Here is a 17,107-nt window from a genome sequence, read left to right on the forward strand (position 1 = left end):
CCCCCACCAACGGGCCCCCCCCCCCCCCCCTCCCCTTCCAGCCCCGCCCCCCGCCACACCGGCCTCCCCCCCAAGCCCATCGGCGCCGCAGCTACCCTCATCACAGCCGTCGGGATCTACCGCCTCACCCACCGACCCGACCGCTGACCCGGGAGGAACCCCATGGCACAGGGCAAGCGCGGCACCGCACAACCAACCGAGCGCCGCACAGGCAACCGAGCACACGACCGCGCCGCCAAACCCAAGACCCGCGCCCGCGACGAAACCCCCGAAGACCTCGCCGCCCCCTGCCCCCGCTGCAACGCCCAAACCGCCAACCGCTGCCCCACCCCCAACAAAAACCCCCACCCCCCCCCCACACCCCCCACGACCCCCTCCTCGTCACCAACCCCGACATCGCCCAACCCATCCTCGACGCCCTCGCCCTCGGCACCCCCATCAACATCGCCGCCGCCACCGTCGGCATCACCCCCACCACCATCTACCGCTGGCTCACCCAAGGCGAATCCGAACACCCCGACGACGCCCCGTACCGCGAGTTCCGCGAGGCGGCGACACGTGCGCGCGCCCGCGGGATGGCGTTCCACGTCGGGAACGTCACGCGGGTCGCGAAGGGCGGGATGCTGAAGAAGCACGTCGTGCGGACGCTGCGGGACGGGACGATCGAGGAGGAGAAGGAGTGGGCGCTGCCGGACTGGCGTGCGTCGGCGTTCCTTCTGGAGCGTCAGGCTCCGGCGGAGTTCGGGAAGCGGCAGACGCTCGCGCTCAGTGCGTCGGACTCGATCGAGCCGACGGTGGAGGGTGCTCGGGCGGCTGGTGGCGACGTGGGTGGGGCTCTGGGTCAGTCGGGGATCGAGCGGCTGGTGACGAACCTTCAGGCGTGGGCTGCGTCGCGGCCGGAGCCAGCGGAGCTGGAGGCCGGGCCGGATGACGGGTCGGCGCCGGTGGACGCTGAGGTCATGGATGAGGACGCCGGGTGATGCGCCGGGTGCTGGGTTGGTTGCGGAAGCCGGTCGTGCACGAGCGGTGGGCGGTGTTCGTGCTGGGCGTGCTGGCGTTCTCGCGGCCGGAGCGGTGGGTGCTGATCGTGCTCGCGCCGGTGGTGCTCTACCTCGTGCTGCCGTGGTCGCGGGCGCTGTCGTGGTTGCTGGTCCCGCCGGGCCCGGGGGAGGCATCCCCGTTCCGCCGGGATGGGTAGTAGCGTGAGCGGCGCTCAGGAACCCGAGCGCAACGAAGGAGCGAACCCCAGATGACCGCCATCACGCAGGTCGTGCTCACCGTCGTCCTCGACGACGGGTCTCGGCACGAGCTCGTCCGTCACCGCCCGCAGCCGACCGGCGGGAACCCGGCGTTCCTCGCCCGGCAGGTCGCGACCGGCGTGCGCGAGCTGTACGTCGAGGCCGCGGGGATCCTCACCGCGGTCCACGGCGACCAGTACCCCCCGGACGACCAGCCCGTCAGCAGCTCGCACTCCGACGTGGAGGTGCTGTACACCATCCCCGCCGGGGTGGACACGTGCACCTACGTCATCCGCGACAGCGACCGCCCGGTGAGCGTCACCGACCTCCACGTCGTCAGGCCCGACGGCAGCCCCTCGGTCCTGCCCCGGCACACCATCGAGGTCAGCGACGACACCGTCACCGTCACCTTCAGCTCGCTGACCTTCCGCGACCTGAACCTCGTGAGGACCCGATGAGCGCCGACCGGTACAGCGTGTGCCCCGCCTGCGTGGCCGGGCTCGCAACCAAGATCGCCGAGCTGAAGACCGAGCTCGCCGCCGCCTACGGGAAGGTCCCCGTCGACCTCTACGAGGCGAAGCGCGACCTCATCACCGAGCTCCAGAACCAGCTCGACACCGTCGGCAACGCCCAGCACACCCGCACGTTCCGCGAGGACTGGGAGTTCGAGACCCCTGACCTCGACAGCGTCGCGTGGTCCTACACCGGCGCGTGCACCCGCTGCGGCGCCACCGCGTCCGGGCGCGGCGAGGTCAAGCTGGAGCGCCCCGCATGACCATCCACCGGTTCACCTACGCCGCCCCGATCGGGTCCGTCTTCGCGCCCGGAGCGTTCGACTCCCAGCGAGGGAAGACCGTCCCCCTGACCCTGCCCGACGGGAGCGGCGGCAAGCGCGAGATCGGCACCGCCACCGTCCTCGACATCGACGACGAGACCGGCGACACCGTCACGCTCACCATCGACGTCGCCTCCGACGAAGCCGACGACGTCGTCTCCGCCGCCTGCGTCTGGTGGCCCGCCCCCGGGAGAGGACCCCGATGACCCCCCGTACCTTCCGCGTCACGCTGGAGCCGATCACCCACCGGCCGTTCACCCCGGCCACCGTCGAGGACCTCGGGAAGCGCAACCAACCCAAGCTCCTCATCGCGCACGACTGGTCCCAGCCGATCGGGAGGGTCGTCAGTGTCGTCACTGCCGAGCTCCGCCCAGACGGCCGGATCGACGCCGAGCTGACCGCGACCTTCAACCCACGCCTCGACGCCGAGCAGGTCGAGGAGTACATCGAGCTCCTCACCGCGCGCCCCGCCGAGTGGGGCGGACACCGCGAGTCCTCCCCTGACCGCCACATCCGGATCGTCGAGATCTGCCCCGCCACCGAGCCACCCGCCTCCCCCGTGGCGGGCCCCACGCTGTCCGGGACGGAGACACCCCCTCCGGTCGCCGTCCCGGACAGCCCCCGCCACTACGCCCAGCGCGACTTCATCCCCATCGCCATCTGGCGCGACGACCCCGCCGCCCTCGACGCGTTCCTCACGATGTCCGAGCGCCAGATCCTCAACGACGGCGTCCAGCTCGACGGCCTCACCCGCCAAGTCGCCACGTTCCTCCGCTACGAGCCGCCCGCCGACAACGACGGGCCCGCCAGCCGCTTCGTCTCGTGCCGACAGGAGGACGCGACCCTCGTCGCGCTCCACCGCGAGTGGCGCCTCGCCCCCGGGAGCCCCCCGTGAGGACGATCCACCTCTGCCAGCACGTCACCACCCACCCCAACCTCGTCGCGTCGGCCACCGTCGCCGGACACCGCCGCGCCGGGACCCTCGCGACCCTGTTCCGGTCCGTCTGGTTCATCTACCGCTACCGCGGGCAGGAGTTCGCCACCCGCGAGTTCACCCTCATCGACGACGGCGGCGCCCGCTGCCGCCGCGACGCCGTCATCGAGATCCTCGGTGCCGCCCCCGACGACATCGTCTACGCGTGCGAGCTGCACTCCGTGAAGATGGTCCACGCCGAAGCGACCGTCATCCGCCCCGTCACCCGAGGAGACCGCCTCGATGCCTGAGAACCTCCGCAACAGCGGCCACGGCCACATCTTCCCCCGCCCAGACAAGGTCGTCGCCCGCTGCGGCGGGCCCGCCCTCTGCGGCGACTGCCGAGCCGACCACGAGGCGAAGGCACGCGCCGAGGTCCTCACCCTGTCCGCCGGAGCCGACCCGATGGTCACCGAAGCCGCGCGCGTCCTCCACGCCCGCGACTGCGCCTGCGGGGTCTCGATCCTGACCCGCTGCCCCGCCGGAGCCCGAGCGATCGTCGCCGCGGCCGACCCCGCAACCAACCCGCCCGACCTGATCGACTGGCTCGCCTACCAGCTCGATGAGGGCATCGCCGACGTCGCGGTCGAGCTGCGGTGGGCGATCGCCGAGCTGATCCAGCTCGTGCGGGCTACCCGGCAGGCCGGGAGCCTGCCCGAGCAGCGCACCGCCGACGCCGCGCTCCGCGTCGTCGCGACCGCGTTCAACCGCCGCCCCGGCTACCGACAGGAGTGGTCATGAGCACCGACCAGACGCCCACCACCGGGCACGACCACACCACCTGTACCTGCCAGATGACCCCGCCCGAGACGTGGCTGTCGGGCGCGTCGTACGGCCACGGCGGCGGCATCGAGCCCAACTCACTGTGGGATCGCGACCCCGGATGCCCGGAGCATGGCGACGGCTCATCCGTCTGCCCCGAGTGTTGTGCCCCGCAGACCGTCGAGGAGGAGTTCGACCACCAGATCGGGTTCGAGGAGCAGGCCCGACCCGTCCACGTCGTGCGGCTCGCGTGCGGTCACGAGATCGTCACGCCCGGGCGGTGGGACCGATGACCGCCGCTGACCGGTCCACGCGCCAGCCCGCCCCCGACGTGGACGCGGCCACCCTCGACGCGATCGAGGCGCGGGCGCGGAAGTTCGACATCATCCGCGCGCTGGCCGAGGCGCTCGGGTTCTGCACCTGCTCGCGTGCGCAGACGAACCGTGCCGGTCACCACGACCTCTGCCCGTGGGTCGAGGGCGGCAAGATCGACCGGCTGGCCATGCGCCTGTCCGAGACGACGATCACCCCGCAGGAGACGTTCGCCCTCGTCGCGCTGGCTCGTGCCGGGCTGCGCGTCCCCGACCTGGAGGCCGAGAACGAGCGGCTGCGGGAGGGCTACCTCGAACAAACGCGACTACTCGACGACACGGCCGAGGCACTCGACCAGTCCGACGCCCGGATCGAAGCGGCAGAGCGTGGCGAGGTTGAGGCCGAGCGCGACGCAAGCCACCGGCAGGCCGAGGCTGCGGAGGCCCGCGCTGACGCCCTCCAGCGGCAGGTCGCCACAGCGTGGGACGAGGGTGCGCAGGCGATGAAGGTCGCCCGGCTGGTGCAGGGCGAGTCCCTGCCCGAGAACCCCTACCGCGCCCTCGACGCCGCTGTCCCGTCCGCGCCCACGGACACCGACACGGACGAGGCAGGTGCGTGATGGGCGAAACCTGCTACCGCTGCGGCGGGTCACTGGTGAAGCACCACGAGCGGACCGACTGGGCCTTCCTCGGGGCGCTCATCCGGTCCGTCACCGAGACGGCCATCGCCACCCGCCTCCTCGTCGGTGTGACCACCATCCGCTACGCCAAGCGCGCGGAACCGAACCCGATGTGGTCCGAGGTCAAGCTGTGCTTCGACTGCCACGGCGCGGTCATGGCGTTCATCGGCGTCGGGAAGCGACCCGAGGACCGGATGCCGAAGGAGCTGGAGACGCCATGAGCACCGCCGAAGACCGCGCATGGGACGCCGAGCGCGACGCTCGCACCCCCTGCCCCGACTGCGCCGCTGAAGGGTTCGCCACCAGCGACGCCGACTGCCCCGGCCACGCCGAGCGGGAGGTCCGGGCCGCGATCTTCCTCGACGGACGCCGCGTCGAGCTCGCCGACGTCCCCACCGTCGAGGGCACCCTGATCGACGTCGTCGTCGACGTCGGCGACGGCATGTTCAGCTACGTCGGCCGGGTCGAGGACGACGGCACCGTCACCGCGATCGCGTCCGGCGACCTCCGCACCCTCGCCCGGACATCAGAGGTCACCCGCGAGCAGCTCGACGAGCTGCGGGCCGAGTGGGACATCCCCGCCGAGCCCTGACCGCAGCTACCGTGGCGCGTGTCGCGCGTCGCGATACCAACCCCCGAGGAGCCCCACCTTGTCCAGCACCGAGAGCCAGAGCGAACCCCCGGCAGCCCTCCCCAAGGTCGACGGCGACCCGGCGCCCGGCGCCGCCCGGCCGACGACTGCCGTGTGCGTCGAGTGCGGCGGCGAGTACCCCTTCCCGGTCGAGCTGCACCACGACGAGGAGGAGTGCCTGACCGAGCGTGCGAAGCGGGCACCGGACTGGCACGGCGGCATCGACGTGAAGAGCGACTGCCGCCTTGGGCCCGGGCAAATCCTGATCCGCCGTCCCGGCGCGAAGGTCTGGAGCACGTTCCCCCCCGGCGATGGGGCTGGACACTCGTGCACCGCTGAGGCGCCGTGCGACGCCCGCCTCGAAGAGGAAGAGGACGCCCGCGAGGCCGAGGACACCGCCCGCAAGGAGTACATCGACCGCGTCTTCACGTACCACCCGCCCACCGGCGAGCAGGTCACCCAGTACGAGGAGATCCGTCGCATGGGGCGCCTCCTCGCCGACGCGATCCTCCGCCACGCCCCGGCAGGCCCGGACCGCGGCCGGGCGTGCGATGCCGTCCGTGAGGCCGTGATGTGGGCCAACGCTGCGATCGCAACCAAGCCCCCGGAGAGCTGACGATGCGCAGGGCCTCCGTGGTCTCCGACGCGTTCGGCCGGGCCGTGCCCGCCCAGCCGCGGCGCCCCCGGGTCGGGCCCGAGCGGTGGCGCCGGTACCGCGACCGCACCACGCCGCTCGTGCGGACCTTCCACCGCGACGACCTCTACGCCGACCCCGAGCTGCCGCAGCGGCACATGCGCCGCGCGATCGACGGCCACGCGAGTCGCTGGCGCCTCCTCCACGTCACCAGCGTCGACGCCGAGGTCAACGACTGGCACGCCGACCTCGTGACCCTCACCCTGACCCCCCGAAGCGACCGGCCCGTCGTACCCTGATCGTGGTCGGGTTGGACATGACCGTCCCCTCGCAGCCACCACGTCATAGGTGCACCGCACGGTGTCACCCCCCAACCGAATCTGGAGACGATGATGGCTGTCCGAGCGAAGTTCTACGTTGCGCAGTCCACCCGCTACGCCCACGGCACGAGCCGCCCCGGCTACGCAGACCCCGCCCCGTTCGGGGAGGTGATCCTCCGCCCCGTCACCCGCGGCGAGGACAACAAGGAGTGGGCCTCCTCCACCCCGTCCGGCGAGATCAAGATGACCGTGAACGGGCCCGCGCTGCCGTGGTTCGAGCAGCGTCTCGGGGCCGAGGTCGCGATCACGTTCGACGACGTCGCCGAGTAAGGTTCCACCCCGGGAGCTGTCGAGCCAGCCGCCCCCGGTCGAGGCCGGGTCCCCTTCTCGCCGTCGGGGGCCCGGCCTCCCGCGTGCTCAGGACACCCATCCCCGCTCACCCACCCGAGCGGGCATGATGGGCCGCGGAACCCAGCACGAAGGAGCGACCCACCATGGACGGACCCGCCCACTACCGCCGCGCCGACGAGATCATGGCGCAGATCGCCGAGCTCGCCGACAGGGCCGGGAGCATGACCCCGGTCGGGATGTTCGACGCGATGCTCGCGCAGGCCGCGGTCCACGCGCAGCTCGCCACCGCCGCAGCCACGATCGACGCCGCGACCTTCGACCGCACGACGTGGACCGACCGCGACGGCCGAGACTGGACCGGCGCCGAGCTCCCCGAGAGCTGGAGGACGGTGCTCCAGTGAGGGCCATCGAGGACGTCCTCCACGACGCCGAGCAGGGCTACCGGATCCCCACGGTGGAGCTTCAGTGGCTCGCCGCGCAGGCACGCACCACCGCCGCTCTCCGCCAGCGGCTTCGGGACCTGCCGCAGCGATGGGAGACCACCATCGAGGACCGGCTCGGGCAGCACCGCACCCCCGGCACCGTGACCGCCCGAGCCTTCGCCGAGGGATGCGCTAGCGACCTGCGAGACGCGCTCGACGCGACGGACGTGGTCGGCTGGCTCGACCGCCACAACGACATCTGGCGCGAGGGCGACGACGGGCTCATGCACAGTCACGAGACCCGCCCGTTCCCCCGCGAGCACGTCGAGAAGAAGTGGGGCCCCCTCCGGCCGCTACGCGCGGAGGGCTGACCCATGGCCCCGACGTCTCGCCACCGGCTCGTCCGGCTCACCCACACCCGCACCCTCGTGCCCGTGCTGGAGCTCCAGACCCCCGCCGGTCGCGTCACCGAGATCCGCCTCACCGAGTCCCAGCTCCTCGACCTCATCGCCGCCGCCGCGCACACCCTCGCCCTGCGCCGGACCGCGCAGCAGGCGAAACGCGAGACCGACGACGACATCGCCCGCTGGCTCGGAGAAGGCCGCGACGGCGACCCGCGCCTCCCCTCGGAAGGACGACCGTGACCCTCGCCGCAGCCGCCGCCCGCGCGCTCCACGACCAGACCTGCCCCGAAGGCCCCGAGTGCCGCGACCGCGAGCTGCACGCCGCGCCCAGCCTCCACGCGTGGTTCGACGGGCCCCGGTTCCTGCGCGACCTCCTCGCCGACCCCGCCGCGCGCAACGAAGTCGCCGAGCAGCTCTGGGGCGGCGACGCGCCCCACGAGGAGTGGCGGTGGCGCAACCCGAACAGCGCAGGCGTCTACGGCACCAGCGGCTTCGGCGTGCCCCAGCGTGACCGGTCCACCGTGCAGCTCTTCGACGACGACACGCTCCAGCGTCGCCTCACCACCGAATGGAAGGACGTCCCCCGATGACCCAGAACCGACCGCTCGTCTTCGATGAGCACCTGAAGCGGTGGGTGCCCGCCGAGCCCATCGGCTGGCAGGAGGAACACGGCCCCCTCGCGCGGCTCGTGCTCCGCGCCCTCGGGCGCCCCCACTGCGGCAAGCCCGGCCGCGACGGCAGGTACGCCCCCGGCGAGGCCCCGGCAGGCTCCGTCCCGCTCGTCTCCTACGAGCGCGCCGTGCACGAGCTCACCGAGGCGATCCGGCACACCGTCGAGTACGTCGGCGTCGAGGGCCTGCCGCCGATCGACGGGTGGTCGTGGTACGACGCGATGCGCAAGTACGCGCCCGACACCGCGGCCGAGTTCCTGCGCGAGTGGCAGAGCCGGAAGCCCGCGTCGTGACCCGCTGGCGCGCCCGGTTCGTCTTCGAGCCGAGAGACCTCTGGGTCGGCCTGTTCTGGGACCGCCGCCCGGACGGCTTCCACCTCTACGTGTGCCTCCTGCCCGTCCTCGTCATCCACGCCGTCCGGGGCCCAGCCCAGCCCCGCAGCGACCGCAGGAAGCGGATGCTCTTCGAGACCCTCCACCGGGTCTGGTGCATCGTCACCTTCCGGCACCGCGGCCATGTCAACCACGACGACGTCGGCGTCTACTGGGGCTGCGAGGGCTGGTGCCGCCAGCGGCTCTACGGACGGAAGTGGGACCAGTGACTTTCACCCATGCGGACGGCACGCGCACGACCACCGCCGCGGCGACCGAGCTCTACGCCCTGATCCTCGGGATGCACGAGAACGCTCAGGCCGGGTGGCGCGACTACCTGCGCCAGCTCGGGATCAAGCTCGCGCACCCCGACGACGGATGGGTCCACGAGCCCGGCCGGGTCTGGGGCCGCGTCGGCGACGGCCCCGGGTACCTCAGCGTGTCGTGGTACCCGCTCTTCGACGACCATCCCGAGCCCGGCGACCTCATCGCCCTCGGCTACCCGAGCAACCCCTACCTGCGGGTCGGGCGCCGCCACCGCGCGAACTACCGCCTCGTGCGCGTCACCAAGGTCGAGCGCCACCGCGGGCTGATCCCCGCCACCCACGTCCACTACGAGCCCACCGGCGCCGTCCTGCCCCCCGTCCCGCCGCCGTGGTGGCGGCGCGTCTGGAGGTCCTCGTGAGCGACGCCCACGTCCGTGAGCTGATCGCCGAGCTCCGCGCAACCAACCCCGGCGGGATCCTCTCCCGCACCCGGGCCGCGGACCTGATCGAGGCCGCGCTCGACCGGCCGTCCGAGCGCGTCACCGGTGGCCGGGCGCTGCCTGTCCCCGGTGGCGGGGCGGTCATCGCGAACATCGTCATCACCGAGCCGCCGCCGCGGGTCGTGTACGTGCCCGTCCCCCGCCGGGGGTGGTGATGGCCCGCCTCGCGATGTACCTCACCGGGTGCGCCCTGCCCGACTGCGACGCCATGATCCGCCCCGGCGACCCGATCGTCATGACCGACGACGGCGCCATCCACGACGGCTGCCCCGTCGCCCGCGACCCGCTCGCCGCCGCGCACCCCGTGTGCACGACGTGCTGGCTCACCCACCCCGAAGGAGCCTGTGACCGATGAGGAAGCCCCTCGGAGCCGATGCTCCGCCCCCGGTCGATGCTGCGCGCGCGGCGTGCGTGTTCTGCCGCATCGTCGACGGCGCCGAGCTCGCCGACGTCGTGTTCCGCGGCACCCGAGCGATCGCGTTCGTCCCCCACGGGCCGCACGCGCCCGGGCACCTCCTCGTCGTCCCCAAGGTCCACGTCGACGACGCCACCACCGACCCCAAGGTCACCGCTGACACCATGTGGTACGCCTCGACCATCGCCGACCAGCTCTCCCCCGGCGCCGCGAACATCCTCACCTCGATCGGGAAGCCCGCAACCCAGTCCGTCAAGCACCTCCACATCCACGTCATCCCACGCGGCCCCGACGATGGGCTACCGTCGCGGTGGCCGTGGCTCCCCACACCCGAAGGAGGCCCGTCGTGAGCGAGACGACGACCGCAACCAAGCCCGAGCTGAAGATCGTCCAGACCTTGTCCGGGCTCCTCGTCCTCGGCACCGACGACTACCAGCTCGCCGCCGCGCACATCCGCGCCGAGCTCCACGTCGACCGGTGGGGCGGCTCGTTCGGCGGGCAGTACGTCCGCCGGTACCGCGACGGGAAGGCGACGTGGACTGCCCGCTACAGCGACCCGCGCGCCGGGATCCACCTGCCCAAGGACGCCCAGCTCGGCGTGCTGTTCACGTCGCCGTGGTACGTCGCCCGCCGGGAGCCGTTCCCCGGCGACGACGGGCGCGAGTGGCTCCGCGCCCACTGCAACCGCGGCCACCACGAGGATCAGCCGAACACCGGCATCGGCCGCGCCACGCTGGCCGCGTGGGAGTCGCGCCACCAGCACACCCGGGGCAACGCATGAGCAGCGACTTCGTTGCGGACCTGCCGTGCCCGGAGTGCCGCGCCGGGAAGCACGGCAACTGCGACGGAACGTCGATGGACTCCGGCGAGGACGCGATCGGCGCGTGCCCCTGCGCGACCAGCGGCCACGCCACGCGAACGGACGACCCGCGCGACCTCGTCGGAGCTCTCGGTCGCGCGATCGACGCCGCCCGCGCCGCCGCAGGCCGGGTCGAGCTCCCCCACACCTCCCCCGCCGAGCCGGTACCTTCCCCGATCGGTGAGGACGCGGGGTCCGAGGGCACCGTTGAGCCGGGCGTAGGGGCGGTCACCTCCACGCCCGGCTCCGGTCGCCCCACACCGGGCGAGCTGATCGCGCGCCTGTCCCAGTACATCGACGACAGTTACCCGATCGACCTGTCCCCCGAGGCCGCGGACTGGCGCCGCATCGCCAAGGTCGGGGAGGAGTTCGGCGAGGTCATCGGCGCGTTCGGCGGCTCGATCGGGGAGAACCCCCGCAAGGGCGTCACCCACCAGCCCGGCGACGTCGACTACGAGCTCCTCGACGTCGCGCTCTGCGCGCTCGGGGCGTGGGAGCACCGCCACGGCAACGCCGGGATGGCGCTGCCCGCCCTCCACGACCACATCGCGCACGTCGCGCGCCGAGCCGGGATCACCCCGTGAGCGACCTCCTGCCCATCGAGGTGCCCGACCGCGGCGACGGGATCGAGCGCGGCGCCGTGTTCGGCGACGAAGGCAACCCGCCGCTGCACCGGTACCGCCTCACCCGCCGGTGGGGCCCCGGCGCGCCCGTCGTGTTCGTGATGCTCAACCCCTCGATCGCCGACCACCGGCAGGACGACCCCACGATCCGCCGCTGCATCGGGTACGCCCGCGGCTGGGGCTTCAGCGCCATGCACGTCGTCAACCTCTACGCCTACCGCGCAACCAAGCCGCCGTCGATGTGGGCAGCCGAGACCCTCGGCTACGACATCGTCGGCCCCGGCAACGACGACGCGATCCGCGACGAGGTCGAGCACGCCGGGCTCGTCGTCGCCGCGTGGGGCGTCCACGCCCGCCTCGACCGCGTCCGCCGCTTCTTCGAGCTCGCCGACGGCGACGTCGTCACCGCCCTGTCCGTTACCGCCGTCGGCGCGCCCGGTCACCCGCTGTACCTGCGCGCCGACCTCCAGCCCGAGCCGTACCGCCCGAAGGGGATCTTCCAGTGAGCCGCGACTACTCCGCCCTGACCCGAGCCCAGCTTGAAGCCCGCCTGAACGCGGCTGAGGACGTCGTCGTCCTCTGGTCGTGGTCCGCGGCCCGGTCCGAGACCGAGCGCGAGCGCGCCACGTTCGCGCTCTGGGAGCACTGGCTCGGGATCGGCGGCTCGTCCGACCCGAAGGCGAACCCGCACCTGACTGACGGCCTGATCGGTGAGCTCGCCCGCCGCCGCGCCGCCGCTGAGGAGCAGGCTCGGATGGCGCTGGCCGACCTCGTCGCCGACGTCACCGTCCACGCCTGCCCGCCCGACGGCGAGTTCGTCACCCCGTGCTGCGGCCGGTCCCCGTTCGAGCTGCCCATGACCGACCGGATGACCGTCGACGACACCGTCACGTGCACCGGGCCGTGACGTACACCACCGTCACCCAGCACCGCACCGGCGGCTGGATGTTCATGTGCTCGTGCGGCGTCGAGGGCGAGCACCGCGGCAGCGATCGCTCGCAGGCCTACCGCGACCGGGCCCACCACCTCCGCGACGAGCACCCGCAACCAACTCCCGAGGAGAGCTGACCATGGCATCGTCCGCCCCGTCAGCCCGGTACGGCGTCCCCTGCCCGCGGTGCAAGGCCGCGGCCGACGAGCCCTGCCGGGCCGCGTCCGGCCGCGTCACCGACACCCACATCGCCCGGATCGACGCGAGCGTTGACCGGCTCTACGGGCGCACACGTACCCCGGGAGGGTGAGGATGGACGTCATGACCGACCTCCACGCCGAAGCGACCGAGCGCGTCGCCCACACCCGCCGAACCCACCGCGAGGTAGCCGACGGCACCGCCGACCTCGCCTGCGAGTGCGGCTACCGCGCCCGGTACGAGCCCGACGAGCTGGAGCCCGGCGGCATCGGCTCCCGCGGCGCCCGGTTCGAGCAGCACGTCAATGAGGAGATCGCTGCCGCCGTCCTCGGGCCCGTCGACGACAAGGTCGTCCTCCTCGCCGCCGAGCTGTCGGCCGCGACCATCCGCGCGAACCACGCCGAGCACGACCTGCGCGCCTGCCGCGCCGAGCTCGGGCAGCTCAGGCCGAAGCGGTCGTGACGGCGAGGGCGCGCGCTCAGCTCCAGCACCACACGTGCCGGGGCTGCGGGGTCACGTTCATCGGGATCCTCGCGCCACAGCGGTACTCCAACCACTCGTGGCGGTGCCGCCCCGAACTGGAGCGCGTCGGCCTCATCGGGCTCGCCGACCGGGGCCTCGCGTGAACCCGCCGCTCCTGCCGTGGCGCGCCCGGACGTGCGACGGGAAGAAGTCGTTCCTGTCGGCGCAGCTCGCCGCGAACTTCGCCACCGGCCTCGCGTGGGCCGACGGCGGCGAGCCGGGACCGACGTGGGCCGTGTACGGCTGCGACGAGTGCAGCGGCTTCCACTTCACCCGCCACGCCCGGGCCAAGGTCGTCGCCGCAGCTCGCGAGGGTCAGCCCTCGGAGCCCTTCGCCGCAACGTAGTCCGGCCACGGGTCGTAGTGCCCGGACTGCCACGGGTGCTCCCGCGCGTTCAGGACCTCCCAGTGCTTCCGGTTCTGGTCGGTGAGGAACTCTTCCGTCCGCTCCCGTGACCACCCGGAGAACGTCTCGACCGCGGACCGCAGGCCCGACACCGAGTAGCGCGACGACGACGACTGCCCCCACCCGGACACCGCGAGCCGGAGCGCGTCCTCCTCGCAGATCCCGCCCCAGTAGGTCCGGCCACCGCGCCGGTAGGTGCCGCCGCCGTACCGGCCGATCGGCACCAGCTCGCGACGCTTCCGGCAGAACGAGCACGCCCCGCGCATCAGGACCCCTCCTCGGTCTCGACGGTCTCGCCCGGCACGTAGGCGAGCGAGGTGAAGACGCCGCGCGAGTCCCGGGGACCGTACGCGGTGTTGCTCGGCGAGTACAGCAGATCGCCGACGACCATGACCCTGCCGTCCTCCCAGCCGAGGTCGATGATGCGGGTCACGCGGACCCGCTGGACCGGGGAGGCGCCCGTGCGCCACTTCCGCAGCCGCGCGACCTTCCCGACGAGCTCGGGACCGACCGTGGCCGTGGTCAACATCCCGCGTCCTCGCGCAGCTTCGCGTCCGCCGCCGCGGCCCAGTAGGCGTCCACGCGTGCCTTGTGGGGCTCGCCGACCTCTTCGCCGCTACGGCTGCGGCACGGCTCGCCGGGAACAGCCTTGCAACGCGTGCAGTGGAGATCGTTCATCCCCAGTCGCATCACCTCGTCGAAGCTGAGGTGGGCGGTCAGCTCGGAGTTCGTCGCCGTGCTCATGCCCGCGCCGCCCGGTGGATGAGCGCGTTGCGGATGTTGCCGACGGACGGGCGGGCGACCGTGCCGTCGATGACGTCCTCGGCGACGACGGCCATGAAGAGCGCGTTCTCGATCTGCGCGGTGGTGGTCTCCGCGGCCCAGCGCCCGCACCGGGCGGCGGCGAGGTCGCCCTCTTCGACGGTGGAGGCGGCGACCCGGAGGACGGCGTCGTAGATGCTGAGGCCGGGGGTGTGGTCGAGCATGAGCCGGACGCTCGTGGCGAGGATGTCGAGGGCCTCGGAGTAGGAGTTGACGTAGAGGGCGGTGGTGGGCTGCGTGTCGTTCATGGGTCCAGAGTAAAGCCCCTTGACACGCGCAGTCAAGCAACTTGACGCAATCCATCCCCACGGACCCCGGATGCGCGCTACCGTGAGCGTCGCTCAACCATCTGAGCAACCCAGAGCGAAGGGAACCCCATGAAGAACAGGCTCACCGCGGCGCTCACCGCGACGGCTCTCGCGATCCCCCTCGCGGGCGCCGCCGTCATCGTGACCGCCGGGCCGGGCTCGGCCCACACCCCGAGCGCCTCCGGCACGTGTCAGGCCGTCACCGGCTCCGGCACCGCCTACGAGAAGGGCGACACCGTCACCGTCTACATCGACGGCGCCAAGGTCGCCGACGACAAGGCCGGGAACGACGGCAAGCTCAACGCCTCGGCGACCCCGCCGCAGGACGGCGAGATCCACGGGTGGAAGGTCGTCTTCGACTCGAAGTCGAACGCCTACGACCGCACCTACACCGGCGACGTCGGCCCCTGCGGGGAGACCACCGGCGTCGACAAGAAGATCGAGTTCTGCCACAACGGCAACGTCATCGACACCAGCGTCTTCGCGTTCTACCAGTCCGGCCACGTCGACCACGGCACCGACATCTACCCCTCCGGGTCGTTCACCAAGAACGGGAAGACGTTCTCGTGGCCCGCGCAGGGCGACCTCTCCCTCATCGCGACCGGCTGCCAGAGCGCGCCCGACCGCGAGACCCAGACGCGCGACGTCACCCTCCCGCCGAACTGCGAGGAGCTCACCGTCACGACCGAGCACCAGTCCCGCACGCAGGACGCCCCGACGTGGGACGGCAAGCGGTGGGTGCCCGGCGCGTGGGGCCCGTGGACCGTCGTCTCCAGCGACTCCCGCCCGGCGACCGTTCAGGAGTGCCCGAACCCGCCGCTGCCCGAGCCGCAGGTCGAGACCCGGCCCGGCGCCGGTGAGCCCGTCTGCTACCCCGACGGCGGCGGCACCGTGCCGACGTGGACCGAGCAGCGCAGCCGCGAGGCCCACTACGAGGGCCGTGAGCTCGTCTGGGGCGACTGGACCGACTGGACCAAGGTCCCCGAGTCCGACAGCACCCGCGACGCCACCAGCGAGGAGTGCCCCGCCGGTGAGCTGCCCGACGCCCAGACCGAGACCCGCCCCGCCGAGGGCACCCCGGTCTGCGCCGACGGCGTCGTCCCGACGTGGACCGAGTCCCGCCACCGCGAGGCCTCGTGGGTCGACCACGAGATCGTGTGGGGCGAGTGGTCGGAGTGGGAGAAGGTCGAGGACAGCGACGGCACCCGCGACGCGACGACCGAGGAGTGCCCGCAGCTCCCGGCCGACGAGGTCGAGACCCGTGACGTCCCGCAGTCCCCGGTCTGCACCGACGAGGGCGGCACCGTCGCCACGTACCACGACTCCCGCAGCCGCTCCGCGTACTACGGCGAGGACAACGCCGTCGTGTGGGGCGAGTGGAGCGGGTGGGTCACCGACAGCGTGACCACGCGTGACGCCACGGTCGAGGAGTGCCCGCCCACCCCGACCCCGACGCCGACGCCGACGCCGACCCCGCCGGGTTCCGGCGGCACCCCGCCCGCCGCTGCCCCGCCGGTGAAGAACCCGCCGATGCTGGCGCAGACCGGCTCGGACACCCTCCTCTACGGAGGCCTCACCGGTGCGGCGCTCATCGCGCTCGGCGTGCTCGGGCTCGCGTACGCGCACCGCCCCCGCCGCGGCACGCGCCTCGGCTGACCCACCCCGCCCCGGGGCGCCCGCAACCAAGCGGGCGCCCCGGGGCCCAACCCCCGTCGGAAGGGACACCACCGTGACCAAGATCGACCACGTCGTCTACCAGCCCGTCAAGGACCGCGCCCATGCGAGCACCGAGCTCGACACCCACACCGTCATCCGCCGCCTCATGGAGTTCGGCAAGGCGAAGAACGGGGTCGACAAGAGCGTCGACGACCCCGTGGACGTGAAGTCCGTCGTCCTCAGCGACCGCGCCGCGATCGAGAACTTCGCCGGGACGCTGCGAGAGGAGGCCCGCCGCAACCAGCGCACCGCGATCCAGCAGGAGGTCGACGACGTCGAGGAGCTGTGGCGCGAGCGTCTCGACCTCGCCATCGAGGCCCTCCTCTACATCGGCACCGAGCTGGAGAAGCGCGCCATGACCAAGGACCGTGATGACCCGATCGAGCAGCTCCAGCGCATCGCCTACGCCGTTGCCGACACCGTCAACCACGGCTCCACCGGCGCCACGAACCTGCGCACCAGCCTCGTGAACGCCCGCCTCCGGAGCCCGCTGAAGGCTGCGGCGCAGGCGGGCGCGATCCGTGACCTCCTCCTGTCCCTCGCCGACAGGCTCTACCCCATCCACGACGACCTCCTCGCCGGTGTCTCCGCCGCCGCTGAGCCGCCGCGGGACCGGCTGGGTCGGTGACCCGCTCGAAGCGGCAGCCCGCCGGGCCGGTGTGCTCGCCCGACTGCCCCCACCACCGCTACCCCGACCGGATGCGCGTCTACCACCCGACGGCCGAGCAGCGGCAGGCCCGCGCGCGACGCAACGGAGTGAGGATCTGGCCGTGGTGATCGCCCTGACCGCCGCCGCCGTGTTCGTCCTCGGCGTCCTCGCCGGGATGTCGCTGCGCCCGCGCAACCAACCCGTCCACCACGACCGGCCGAAGGTGATGCACCCTCGGACCGTGCCGTCGTCCCGGCGCGTGCTGCGCGCCACCCGGAGGAGCTGACCC

Annotated in this window: 40 protein-coding genes; 36 read left to right on the top strand and 4 right to left on the bottom strand. The window is 72.7% G+C overall.

All coding sequences use genetic code 11. The features are described from left to right. The first annotated feature begins 575 nt into the window (after window positions 1-575). From PKA89_RS09670 to PKA89_RS09825, 32 genes are all read left to right on the top strand, one after another. A complete protein-coding gene (locus tag PKA89_RS09670) occupies window positions 576-980 on the top strand; it encodes a hypothetical protein (RefSeq protein ID WP_324418961.1) in 405 nt (134 codons plus the stop codon). Then, complete coding sequence (locus PKA89_RS09675) at window positions 980-1,198, top strand: hypothetical protein (protein WP_324418962.1); 219 nt, start codon at window positions 980-982, stop codon at window positions 1,196-1,198. Before PKA89_RS09670 ends, PKA89_RS09675 begins: the two co-directional genes overlap by 1 nt. A 51-nt stretch (window positions 1,199-1,249) precedes the next feature. After that, the gene (locus PKA89_RS09680) at window positions 1,250-1,696 is read left to right on the top strand and encodes a hypothetical protein (RefSeq protein WP_324418964.1); all 447 of its coding nucleotides are present in this window, start codon (window positions 1,250-1,252) and stop codon (window positions 1,694-1,696) included. Further along, the gene (locus PKA89_RS09685; protein ID WP_324418966.1) at window positions 1,693-2,013 is read left to right on the top strand and encodes a hypothetical protein; all 321 of its coding nucleotides are present in this window, start codon (window positions 1,693-1,695) and stop codon (window positions 2,011-2,013) included. Before PKA89_RS09680 ends, PKA89_RS09685 begins: the two co-directional genes overlap by 4 nt. Next, window positions 2,010-2,279 carry a hypothetical protein gene (locus PKA89_RS09690; protein WP_324418968.1) on the top strand — a complete coding sequence of 90 codons (270 nt, stop codon included), beginning with the start codon at window positions 2,010-2,012 and terminating at the stop codon, window positions 2,277-2,279. The genes PKA89_RS09685 and PKA89_RS09690 overlap by 4 nt, the downstream gene beginning before the upstream one ends. Then, on the top strand, window positions 2,276-2,968 hold the full coding sequence (locus PKA89_RS09695; protein ID WP_324418970.1) for a hypothetical protein: 693 nt from the start codon (window positions 2,276-2,278) through the stop codon (window positions 2,966-2,968). Before PKA89_RS09690 ends, PKA89_RS09695 begins: the two co-directional genes overlap by 4 nt. Further along, window positions 2,965-3,297 (top strand): hypothetical protein, encoded by a 333-nt coding sequence (locus tag PKA89_RS09700; protein ID WP_324418972.1) that lies wholly within the window; start codon window positions 2,965-2,967, stop codon window positions 3,295-3,297. Before PKA89_RS09695 ends, PKA89_RS09700 begins: the two co-directional genes overlap by 4 nt. Next, entirely contained in the window at window positions 3,290-3,787 is a 498-nt protein-coding gene (locus PKA89_RS09705; protein WP_324418974.1) for a hypothetical protein, read from the top strand. Before PKA89_RS09700 ends, PKA89_RS09705 begins: the two co-directional genes overlap by 8 nt. Continuing rightward, window positions 3,784-4,101 carry a hypothetical protein gene (locus PKA89_RS09710; protein ID WP_324418976.1) on the top strand — a complete coding sequence of 106 codons (318 nt, stop codon included), beginning with the start codon at window positions 3,784-3,786 and terminating at the stop codon, window positions 4,099-4,101. Before PKA89_RS09705 ends, PKA89_RS09710 begins: the two co-directional genes overlap by 4 nt. Continuing rightward, window positions 4,098-4,739, top strand: coding sequence for a hypothetical protein (locus PKA89_RS09715; protein WP_324418977.1), 642 nt, complete (start codon window positions 4,098-4,100; stop codon window positions 4,737-4,739). Before PKA89_RS09710 ends, PKA89_RS09715 begins: the two co-directional genes overlap by 4 nt. Before the next feature lie 35 nt (window positions 4,740-4,774). Further along, window positions 4,775-5,020, top strand: a complete 246-nt coding sequence (locus tag PKA89_RS09720) for a hypothetical protein (protein ID WP_324418979.1) — start codon at window positions 4,775-4,777, stop codon at window positions 5,018-5,020. Next, entirely contained in the window at window positions 5,017-5,391 is a 375-nt protein-coding gene (locus PKA89_RS09725; protein ID WP_324418981.1) for a hypothetical protein, read from the top strand. The genes PKA89_RS09720 and PKA89_RS09725 overlap by 4 nt, the downstream gene beginning before the upstream one ends. A 58-nt stretch (window positions 5,392-5,449) precedes the next feature. Next, window positions 5,450-6,046, top strand: a complete 597-nt coding sequence (locus PKA89_RS09730; protein ID WP_324418983.1) for a hypothetical protein — start codon at window positions 5,450-5,452, stop codon at window positions 6,044-6,046. A 2-nt stretch (window positions 6,047-6,048) separates the two neighbouring features. Then, a complete protein-coding gene (locus tag PKA89_RS09735) occupies window positions 6,049-6,363 on the top strand; it encodes a hypothetical protein (RefSeq protein ID WP_324418985.1) in 315 nt (104 codons plus the stop codon). Window positions 6,364-6,456: 93 nt separating this feature from the next. Further along, on the top strand, window positions 6,457-6,714 hold the full coding sequence (locus tag PKA89_RS09740) for a hypothetical protein (protein ID WP_324418987.1): 258 nt from the start codon (window positions 6,457-6,459) through the stop codon (window positions 6,712-6,714). 164 nt (window positions 6,715-6,878) lie between these two features. After that, the gene (locus PKA89_RS09745) at window positions 6,879-7,136 is read left to right on the top strand and encodes a hypothetical protein (RefSeq protein WP_324418989.1); all 258 of its coding nucleotides are present in this window, start codon (window positions 6,879-6,881) and stop codon (window positions 7,134-7,136) included. After that, a complete protein-coding gene (locus PKA89_RS09750) occupies window positions 7,133-7,528 on the top strand; it encodes a hypothetical protein (protein WP_324418991.1) in 396 nt (131 codons plus the stop codon). Before PKA89_RS09745 ends, PKA89_RS09750 begins: the two co-directional genes overlap by 4 nt. A gap of 3 nt (window positions 7,529-7,531) precedes the next feature. Beyond that, complete coding sequence (locus tag PKA89_RS09755; RefSeq protein ID WP_324418993.1) at window positions 7,532-7,801, top strand: hypothetical protein; 270 nt, start codon at window positions 7,532-7,534, stop codon at window positions 7,799-7,801. Next, entirely contained in the window at window positions 7,798-8,151 is a 354-nt protein-coding gene (locus PKA89_RS09760) for a hypothetical protein (RefSeq protein ID WP_324418995.1), read from the top strand. The genes PKA89_RS09755 and PKA89_RS09760 overlap by 4 nt, the downstream gene beginning before the upstream one ends. Further along, window positions 8,148-8,525 (top strand): hypothetical protein, encoded by a 378-nt coding sequence (locus PKA89_RS09765; RefSeq protein ID WP_324418997.1) that lies wholly within the window; start codon window positions 8,148-8,150, stop codon window positions 8,523-8,525. Before PKA89_RS09760 ends, PKA89_RS09765 begins: the two co-directional genes overlap by 4 nt. Beyond that, entirely contained in the window at window positions 8,522-8,833 is a 312-nt protein-coding gene (locus tag PKA89_RS09770) for a hypothetical protein (protein ID WP_324418999.1), read from the top strand. Before PKA89_RS09765 ends, PKA89_RS09770 begins: the two co-directional genes overlap by 4 nt. Then, window positions 8,830-9,288 (top strand): hypothetical protein, encoded by a 459-nt coding sequence (locus PKA89_RS09775; protein WP_324419001.1) that lies wholly within the window; start codon window positions 8,830-8,832, stop codon window positions 9,286-9,288. The genes PKA89_RS09770 and PKA89_RS09775 overlap by 4 nt, the downstream gene beginning before the upstream one ends. After that, a complete protein-coding gene (locus tag PKA89_RS09780) occupies window positions 9,285-9,524 on the top strand; it encodes a hypothetical protein (RefSeq protein ID WP_324419003.1) in 240 nt (79 codons plus the stop codon). Before PKA89_RS09775 ends, PKA89_RS09780 begins: the two co-directional genes overlap by 4 nt. Further along, on the top strand, window positions 9,524-9,724 hold the full coding sequence (locus PKA89_RS09785) for a hypothetical protein (RefSeq protein ID WP_324419005.1): 201 nt from the start codon (window positions 9,524-9,526) through the stop codon (window positions 9,722-9,724). Before PKA89_RS09780 ends, PKA89_RS09785 begins: the two co-directional genes overlap by 1 nt. After that, window positions 9,721-10,134, top strand: a complete 414-nt coding sequence (locus tag PKA89_RS09790) for an HIT family protein (RefSeq protein ID WP_324419007.1) — start codon at window positions 9,721-9,723, stop codon at window positions 10,132-10,134. The genes PKA89_RS09785 and PKA89_RS09790 overlap by 4 nt, the downstream gene beginning before the upstream one ends. After that, window positions 10,131-10,565, top strand: a complete 435-nt coding sequence (locus PKA89_RS09795; RefSeq protein WP_324419009.1) for a hypothetical protein — start codon at window positions 10,131-10,133, stop codon at window positions 10,563-10,565. Before PKA89_RS09790 ends, PKA89_RS09795 begins: the two co-directional genes overlap by 4 nt. Then, complete coding sequence (locus PKA89_RS09800) at window positions 10,562-11,227, top strand: MazG-like family protein (RefSeq protein WP_324419011.1); 666 nt, start codon at window positions 10,562-10,564, stop codon at window positions 11,225-11,227. The genes PKA89_RS09795 and PKA89_RS09800 overlap by 4 nt, the downstream gene beginning before the upstream one ends. Further along, window positions 11,224-11,772: a DUF1643 domain-containing protein gene (locus PKA89_RS09805; protein ID WP_324419013.1), complete on the top strand. Its 549-nt coding sequence runs from the start codon at window positions 11,224-11,226 to the stop codon at window positions 11,770-11,772. Before PKA89_RS09800 ends, PKA89_RS09805 begins: the two co-directional genes overlap by 4 nt. Further along, on the top strand, window positions 11,769-12,173 hold the full coding sequence (locus tag PKA89_RS09810) for a hypothetical protein (protein ID WP_324419015.1): 405 nt from the start codon (window positions 11,769-11,771) through the stop codon (window positions 12,171-12,173). Before PKA89_RS09805 ends, PKA89_RS09810 begins: the two co-directional genes overlap by 4 nt. Continuing rightward, complete coding sequence (locus PKA89_RS09815) at window positions 12,170-12,334, top strand: hypothetical protein (RefSeq protein ID WP_324419017.1); 165 nt, start codon at window positions 12,170-12,172, stop codon at window positions 12,332-12,334. The genes PKA89_RS09810 and PKA89_RS09815 overlap by 4 nt, the downstream gene beginning before the upstream one ends. A 184-nt stretch (window positions 12,335-12,518) precedes the next feature. Next, entirely contained in the window at window positions 12,519-12,857 is a 339-nt protein-coding gene (locus PKA89_RS09820; protein ID WP_324419019.1) for a hypothetical protein, read from the top strand. A 160-nt stretch (window positions 12,858-13,017) separates the two neighbouring features. Next, window positions 13,018-13,263 (top strand): hypothetical protein, encoded by a 246-nt coding sequence (locus PKA89_RS09825; protein WP_324419021.1) that lies wholly within the window; start codon window positions 13,018-13,020, stop codon window positions 13,261-13,263. On the opposite strand, the gene PKA89_RS09830 is transcribed toward PKA89_RS09825, so the two are convergent. The 4 genes from PKA89_RS09830 to PKA89_RS09845 are packed head-to-tail and all read right to left on the bottom strand — an operon-like array spanning window position 13,233 to window position 14,393. Then, window positions 13,233-13,589 carry a hypothetical protein gene (locus PKA89_RS09830; RefSeq protein WP_324419023.1) on the bottom strand — a complete coding sequence of 119 codons (357 nt, stop codon included), beginning with the start codon at window positions 13,587-13,589 and terminating at the stop codon, window positions 13,233-13,235. The genes PKA89_RS09825 and PKA89_RS09830 overlap by 31 nt on opposite strands. Next, window positions 13,589-13,852 carry a hypothetical protein gene (locus tag PKA89_RS09835; RefSeq protein WP_324419025.1) on the bottom strand — a complete coding sequence of 88 codons (264 nt, stop codon included), beginning with the start codon at window positions 13,850-13,852 and terminating at the stop codon, window positions 13,589-13,591. Before PKA89_RS09835 ends, PKA89_RS09830 begins: the two co-directional genes overlap by 1 nt. Continuing rightward, on the bottom strand, window positions 13,846-14,067 hold the full coding sequence (locus PKA89_RS09840) for a hypothetical protein (protein WP_324419027.1): 222 nt from the start codon (window positions 14,065-14,067) through the stop codon (window positions 13,846-13,848). Before PKA89_RS09840 ends, PKA89_RS09835 begins: the two co-directional genes overlap by 7 nt. Further along, window positions 14,064-14,393 (bottom strand): hypothetical protein, encoded by a 330-nt coding sequence (locus tag PKA89_RS09845; protein WP_324419029.1) that lies wholly within the window; start codon window positions 14,391-14,393, stop codon window positions 14,064-14,066. The genes PKA89_RS09840 and PKA89_RS09845 overlap by 4 nt, the downstream gene beginning before the upstream one ends. A 129-nt stretch (window positions 14,394-14,522) precedes the next feature. Between PKA89_RS09845 and PKA89_RS09850 the strand changes: the two genes are divergently transcribed. The 4 genes from PKA89_RS09850 to PKA89_RS09865 all read left to right on the top strand — a co-directional run bounded on the left by PKA89_RS09850 (window position 14,523) and on the right by PKA89_RS09865 (window position 17,104). Continuing rightward, window positions 14,523-16,109, top strand: coding sequence for a hypothetical protein (locus tag PKA89_RS09850; protein ID WP_324419031.1), 1,587 nt, complete (start codon window positions 14,523-14,525; stop codon window positions 16,107-16,109). 73 nt (window positions 16,110-16,182) lie between these two features. After that, on the top strand, window positions 16,183-16,797 hold the full coding sequence (locus PKA89_RS09855) for a hypothetical protein (RefSeq protein ID WP_324419033.1): 615 nt from the start codon (window positions 16,183-16,185) through the stop codon (window positions 16,795-16,797). After that, entirely contained in the window at window positions 16,794-16,946 is a 153-nt protein-coding gene (locus PKA89_RS09860) for a hypothetical protein (RefSeq protein ID WP_324419035.1), read from the top strand. The genes PKA89_RS09855 and PKA89_RS09860 overlap by 4 nt, the downstream gene beginning before the upstream one ends. Further along, window positions 16,940-17,104, top strand: coding sequence for a hypothetical protein (locus PKA89_RS09865; protein ID WP_324419037.1), 165 nt, complete (start codon window positions 16,940-16,942; stop codon window positions 17,102-17,104). The genes PKA89_RS09860 and PKA89_RS09865 overlap by 7 nt, the downstream gene beginning before the upstream one ends. Window positions 17,105-17,107 lie beyond the last annotated feature (3 nt).

The sequence above is a fragment of the Phycicoccus sp. genome, from assembly GCF_035325325.1.
Lineage (GTDB): Bacteria > Actinomycetota > Actinomycetes > Actinomycetales > Dermatophilaceae > Phycicoccus.